Source organism: Methyloceanibacter sp. (assembly GCF_050728395.1).
In the GTDB taxonomy this organism is placed as follows: Bacteria; Pseudomonadota; Alphaproteobacteria; order Rhizobiales; family Methyloligellaceae; genus Methyloceanibacter.
Genome location: NZ_JBOHJB010000151.1, coordinates 1 through 4,378 on the forward strand (window position 1 = coordinate 1; position 4,378 = coordinate 4,378).

General features: G+C 62.2%; 4 protein-coding genes and 1 pseudogene. 1 reads left to right on the forward strand and 4 read right to left on the reverse strand.

The window, feature by feature from the left end; genetic code table 11:
• The coding region (gene ftsZ, locus ACREC7_RS15820; protein ID WP_431556652.1) for a cell division protein FtsZ at positions 1-1,483 on the forward strand (1,483 nt) is incomplete at its 5' end.
• Between the two features lie 176 nt (positions 1,484-1,659).
• On the opposite strand, the gene ACREC7_RS15825 is transcribed toward ftsZ, so the two are convergent.
• The 4 genes and pseudogenes from ACREC7_RS15825 to ACREC7_RS15840 all read right to left on the reverse strand — a co-directional run.
• Positions 1,660-2,460: an efflux RND transporter periplasmic adaptor subunit gene (locus ACREC7_RS15825; protein WP_431556655.1), complete on the reverse strand. Its 801-nt coding sequence runs from the start codon at positions 2,458-2,460 to the stop codon at positions 1,660-1,662.
• A pseudogene (gene cyoD / locus ACREC7_RS15830) lies at positions 2,437-2,832 on the reverse strand (cytochrome o ubiquinol oxidase subunit IV); the annotation flags it as partial. The gene ACREC7_RS15825 and the pseudogene cyoD, both read right to left, overlap by 24 nt.
• Positions 2,829-3,500, reverse strand: coding sequence for a cytochrome o ubiquinol oxidase subunit III (cyoC, locus tag ACREC7_RS15835; protein ID WP_431556653.1), 672 nt, complete (start codon positions 3,498-3,500; stop codon positions 2,829-2,831). The gene cyoC and the pseudogene cyoD, both read right to left, overlap by 4 nt.
• Positions 3,497-4,378, reverse strand: an 882-nt coding sequence (locus ACREC7_RS15840; protein WP_431556654.1) for a cbb3-type cytochrome c oxidase subunit I, incomplete at its 5' end; no start/stop codon positions are given. The genes cyoC and ACREC7_RS15840, both read right to left, overlap by 4 nt.

Genomic DNA, 4,378 nt, shown 5'->3' on the forward strand with positions numbered 1-4,378 from the left:
GCCTGAGGTCGGCCGGGCCGCGGCGGAGGAAGCGATCGAGGAAATCCGCGATCACCTTTCCGGGGCACATATGGTCTTCGTCACCGCCGGCATGGGCGGCGGAACCGGCACCGGCGCCGCGCCGGTCATCGCACGCGCCGCAAGGGATATGGGCATCCTGACCGTCGGCGTCGTCACCAAGCCTTTCCAGTTCGAGGGCGCACGCCGCATGCGGGTGGCTGAGGCCGGTATCGACGAACTGCAGAAATCGGTCGATACGCTGATTATCATTCCCAATCAGAATCTATTTCGCATAGCAAACGAGAAAACCACTTTCGCCGATGCGTTCGCGATGGCCGATCAAGTGCTCTATTCCGGCGTCTCATGCATCACCGATCTGATGGTCAAGGAAGGCTTGATCAATCTCGATTTTGCCGACGTTCGCGCCATCATGCGCGAGATGGGCAAGGCCATGATGGGGACCGGCGAGGCTTCGGGCGAAAAGCGGGCGATCCTCGCGGCCGAGGCCGCGATCGCCAATCCGCTTCTCGACGAGGTTTCGATGAAGGGCTCGCGCGGCCTGCTCATTTCGATCACCGGCGGCAGCGATCTCACCCTTTACGAAGTCGACGAGGCCGCGGGCCGGATTCGCCAAGAGGTCGATGAGGACGCCAATATCATCCTTGGCGCGACCTTCGATCAAACCCTCGACGGGATTGTCCGCGTCTCGGTCGTCGCCACCGGAATCGACCATGTCGCGGGCGTCTATGAACCCACCGCCGCGGAGACGCGCATTGCCGAAGTCACCAACCGCCTAAGGGCGCAGACGGCGGCGCGCCCGATTGACACGACGCAACCGCGTTATCCTGGCGCCCAGCCGGAGTCCCATCCGCCGGCGGAGTACGCGTCGCGTTATGAAGACCGGGTTTTGCAGGCTCCCGCGGCGCTAGGCGGTGGCGCTCAGCAAGGTGTCCGCGTTCAGGAAGTCGCCCCGCAATCGCGTCATTATGTCGAACAGGCGCAACAAGGCATGCGGCCAAGCGAGCATTTCGACTCCGGTCCTTTCGTTCCTGGGCCACCCGATTCCCCTTATGTCCGGCCACAGAGGATGCCGCAAATCGATGATTTACCTCTCCCGGCGCAAAACCAGATCCGCGCGCGCCGAGGCGATCGCGAGGCGGAGCCGCATCCCGAAGCCAAGCGCCGTTCGCTCCTTGAAAGGCTTGCCTCGTTTGGCCTCAGCCGCCAGGAAGGAGCGGCGACGGGTTCGGGCCCACGCGAGAGGCAAGCGCTCGCGCGGCAGCCAACGCAAGGGCAGATCCACCCGCAGCAGCAGCCGGGCCCGGTCCATGCCGAGTACGGCAAACGTGCGCAGCATCCGCCAGCCCCGCAACGAGCTCCGCATCCGGCGCTGGATGCGCATGGCCGCGGCGTCTATCAAACCCGGGCGATCGAAGAGGACCAGCTCGAGATTCCCGCTTTTCTGCGGCGCCAATCGAGCTAATGAAGCCATTTCATCGAAGGAATCGCTTGACATCCAAGAGCTGGAGCAGGTCCATCGAAAAAGCCGTGCAACCTTTTCGGGACCTGCTCAAAATGCCCACAGGCTGTTTCTGGCCTCGACGGCCATAGTGGTTCCAGCACCCGCATGGCAATGGGCGCACGCAGGACGTCATCGCGTTATTTGATCACGATCCTGATCGTTGCCGCAGTGCCGGGCTCGAGCAAAAGATCCGGATTAGGCGCACTGATGACGACGTCGTAGTTCGCGGCCCACTCATCGCTTTGCGGCGACGGCCGAACTTGCGCCACCGTGCCAGTGAAAGTACGGTTCGGAAAAGCCTCGACAGTGATTGTAACTTTATCACCAGGCTTGACCTCACCGCTATCCTTCGCGCTGATCGCGGCGGCGATGTGAACAATGGCGCGATCTGCGGCGATGACAAAGAGAGGCGGCGACCCCGCTGCGACCGTCTGGCCCATTTCGGCGTTGCGCGAAACCACAGTTCCGTCAAGCGGCGAAACGATATCGGTAAAGCTGAGATTGGCCTCGGCGGCATGAAGCGCCGCTTGGAGCGGGGCGACCCTTGCCTCGTCGCGCTTTGTCTGCGTCTGCGCCCTTTCAATGGCCTTGCGCGACTTGTCAATCGCTTTCCGGGAAATAGCCGGACGCTTCGCCTCGAGGCTCTCGAAGGCCACGTTCGCCTGGGCGAGATCCGCGTTGTCCTTTTCGAGTCGAGCCTCGGCTGCTGCCAGGTCAGCCCTGCTTTGATCTACGACGATTTGATAGGGGCGCGGATCGATTTTCGCGCAGAGTTGGCCCGCCCTCACTTGCATGTTGGCGTCGCAATAGAGCGCCTGGGTCACGCCGGACACGCGCGCGCCGACCGGCGCGGTCGCCGTAGGACCGACGACGCCGCTCGCGGTCACAGTGCGGACCACCGAACCACGTTCGAGTTGCATCTGCATGGTCTGATCCATGGACGCCATGTTGTGGTTCAGGTTTGCCATGATCCAGAGCGACCCGGCGAGGACCAGCAGGACGATCAGCACGCCGAAGGCAAGCGCCATGACATTGTTGACGTTGTCCGGGCCGGTCGTGATGTGGAGGAAAAAGACGAGGTGAACCCCCATCTGCGCGAATGCGAGAACGACCAGGGCAACAGGAATGCTCGGGCCCCAGACGAGGGTCGTGCCCGAGATAAAAAAAGATACGATGGTGAGCAGTGTCGCGAGCCCGAGTCCAATCAGATAACTCTTGATTGCCTCGGCGATCTCTGCTCCGGCGAGGCGCTGATCGCCCGGCGCGGTGTCTGTGAGATGGAGTTCACTTGTTGGCTCGGAGGGGCTCATTGTGCCATCCCCATCAAATAAACCACCGTAAATATCGCAACCCAAATGATGTCCAGGGCATGCCAAAACAGGCTGAAGCAGAGAATGCGCCGGAGAATGTCCGCCCGGTACCCCTTGGCGAACACCTGCGCCATCATCGTCAGCAGCCAAAGCAGGCCGGCGGTGATATGAAGGCCGTGGCATCCGACCAGCGTAAAGAAGGCCGAAAGGAACGCGCTTCGCGTCGGGCCTGCCCCACGCGCGACCATGCTCGCGAACTCGCGGACCTCGATGCTCAGAAACGCGGCTCCAAGGATGAAGGTCGCGGCCATCGCGCCATAGAACCAGGAGCCGCTACGCGCCCGGGCACCGATGCTTGCGAGGCCGCAGGTGAAGCTCGAGACGAGAAGGAACGCCGTCTCAAGCCCGACGTTGCGCAGGTTGAACAGCTCCCGGCCGGTCGGTCCCCCTGCCGCGTTGCCGACTAGCACCGCGTAGGTGGCGAAGAAGGCGGAGAACATTACGATGTCGCTCAGCAGGAAAATCCAGAAGCCGAAACCGGTGATGATGCGCTTCGATACCAGCCCACCGGCCGCGTGCCCCAGCGTGTGCTGGCGATACGGCGACTCCCGGTCGTGTCCGAGGTGATGTGGGTCGTTGCGACCGGCGGTCGCTTCGATGGAGGTCATGGCGCCGTCTGCCGTCGGGCGAGCGCCTCACTGCGTGCGCTTCGGTTGGCTCGATCTATGCGCGCGACTGTTTCCGCCGGAATGATGTATTCGTCCTTGTCCCGCCAGGCAAAGACGACGAAGGTCGCGTAGGCACCCAATGCAGCCAGGCCCGCCATCCACCAGATGTGCCAGATCAACGCGAAACCCATGATGGTAGCGAAGAAAGCGCAGATGAAGCCGGTCGGGCTGTTCCTTGGCATCTCGATTTCCGCATAGACGGGCTCCTCGCTTAGCCTCGCCTGCTTGAGTGCGCGCTCCTTCATGCCCCAGTAGGCCTCTTCGCCCTCGATACGGGGGAGCACCGCGAAGTTGAAGGCTGGTGGAGGGGAAGGTGTCGCCCATTCGAGTGAGCGCCCATTCCAGGGATCGCCGGTCTCGTCGCGAAGCTCCTCACGTCGACGAATGCTGACGGCAAGCTGGGCCACTTGGCAGGCTGCGGCACAGGCCATAATCACGATTCCGAACGCCGCGATCAGCACCCACGGGCGCCACATCGCTACATCGTAATGCTGCAAGCGCCGCGTCATCCCCGAGAGCCCCGCCGCATAGAGCGGCACGAAGACCACGTAGAACCCGACGAACGTGAGCCAGAAGGCCGCTTTGCCCCAGCCTTCGTGCAATCGAAAGCCAAACGCCTTCGGGAACCAATAGGTGTAAGCTGCGAACGCGCCGAACAGCACGCCGCCGATGATGACGTTGTGGAAATGGGCAACGAGGAAGAGACTGTTGTGAAGTACGAAGTCTGCTGGGGGCACCGCGAGCAGAACGCCAGTCATTCCGCCGATCACGAATGTGAGCATAAAGCCAATCGCCCACAATATAGGTGTCGCATACAC

Coding starts and splice junctions, on each gene's coding strand:
- ACREC7_RS15825 (WP_431556655.1), bottom strand. CDS start 2,460: ATGGATCAGACCATGCAGATGCAACTCGAACGTGGTTCGGTGGTCCGC.
- cyoC (WP_431556653.1), bottom strand. CDS start 3,500: ATGACCTCCATCGAAGCGACCGCCGGTCGCAACGACCCACATCACCTC.